Source organism: Rhodococcus sp. R1101 (assembly GCF_000278445.1).
GTDB lineage: Bacteria > Actinomycetota > Actinomycetes > Mycobacteriales > Mycobacteriaceae > Rhodococcus > Rhodococcus gordoniae.
In genome coordinates this window covers 1-1,505 of the sequence record NZ_AJVB01000693.1, presented here as the reverse complement: position 1 = coordinate 1,505, position 1,505 = coordinate 1, and the positions used below count along the sequence as shown (strand labels likewise).

At 71.4% G+C, this 1,505-nt stretch carries 1 protein-coding gene and 1 pseudogene; one reads left to right on the top strand and one right to left on the bottom strand.

What is annotated here, in order from left to right; all coding sequences use genetic code 11:
* Positions 1–312: pseudogene (locus R1101_RS28400) on the top strand (glycosyl transferase); the annotation flags it as partial.
* 21 nt (positions 313–333) lie between these two features.
* On the opposite strand, the gene metF reads toward R1101_RS28400, so the two are convergent.
* Positions 334–1,278, bottom strand: coding sequence for a methylenetetrahydrofolate reductase [NAD(P)H] (metF, locus tag R1101_RS0123300; RefSeq protein WP_172506108.1), 945 nt, complete (start codon positions 1,276–1,278; stop codon positions 334–336).
* Positions 1,279–1,505 lie beyond the last annotated feature (227 nt).

Here is a 1,505-nt window from a genome sequence, read left to right as displayed (position 1 = left end):
GGGGCTGCCGCGGTCGTGGCGCTGTATCTCGTCGCGTACCTCGTGCCTCCGGCCGCGGCCCTGCTCGGAGACGCGCGGACGCGACGCTGGGGTCTGGCCGGGACTGCCGCGGGAGTGCTGTCGCGACTGCTCGCGCGAACGACCGAACGGGGAGGCCGGCGGCACCCGGACGCCCCCGACCGTCTCGCCGGCGACCTGCTCGACGCCGCGGCCCACCCCGCCTCGATCCTGGCCTTCGGCGCGCTCACGGCGTGGTCGATCCGGGCACGGCGGAGCGGACGAGCGTCGTGGAAGGCCCGCATCCTGCCCTGACCGGGCCTGGACGGGGACGGTTCAGGCCGGCTGCACCGCAGCAGGAGCCTCGAGTTCGTAGCCGAGGCGGGTGAGCACCTCGCCGGTCGCGCGGGCGAAGTTGAGCGTGATGAAGTGCAGGCACGGCGCACCCTCGGAGATCAGACGCTCGCACATCTCCGTGGCGACCTCGATGCCCACCTCGCGTACTGCCGCCCGGTCCTCCTCGGGACCGTCGCCCGCCGCCCGCCGCAGGCGCTCCTCGAGTACGGGCGGCAGCTGCGAACCCGACAGTTCGAGGCTGCGCCGCGCCGAGCGCAGCGACGTGATGGGCATGATCTCGGGGATGATCGGCTTGAGTCCCTGCTCGGCGTCGTGGGCCACGACCCGGTCGCGCAGACGCAGGTAGTGCTCGACGTCGAAGAACATCTGGGTGATCGAGTACTCGGCGCCCGCGCGCAGCTTCTGCACGAGATAGCGGGTGTCGTGATCGAGGTCCGGGGACCGGTGGTGCCCTTCGGGGAAGGACGCGACGCCGACGTGGAAGTCGCCGAGGTCGCGCACCAACCGGACGAGCTCGTCGGCGTACTCGAGGCCCTCCGGATGCTTCTCCCACTCGCCGAGCGGATTACCCGGCGGGTCGCCGCGCAGGGCCAGGATGTTGGTGATACCGCGATCGGCGTAGGCACCGACCATCGCGCGCAGTTCGTCGATGCTGTGCCCGACGGCCGTGAGGTGCGCGACCGGCAGCAGGGTGGTCTCCTCGGCGAGACGTCCGGTGACCCGGACCGTACGGTCGCGGGTGGATCCCCCGGCGCCGTAGGTCATCGATACGAAGGCCGGGCCGAGACGCTCGAACGTCCGCACGGCACGCCACAGTCGTCCCTCGGCCTCGGCGTCGCGAGGCGGGGAGAACTCGACGGAGAACGGAATGCGGCCCGAACGCGCGGACCCGAGACGGTCCACGATCGACGGGGTCCGAGAAATCCCGCCGTCCTCGGTTGCCCTGACGAAGTCGCTTGTCACCGGTCCAGCATAGGTGGCGCCGCTGCGGTGGGCGCTACCGGCGACGATCCGAGACTGCGGATAGGCTGATCGCGGCGCCCCGGCTCCACTCGTCTCCGAGGTGCCGTCACCATCGACCTGGAGGTTCCGTCCTGTCTACCGGCGCCGATCACTTGCTTGCCGAGCAGCTCCCCCACCGTGTGGAGGAC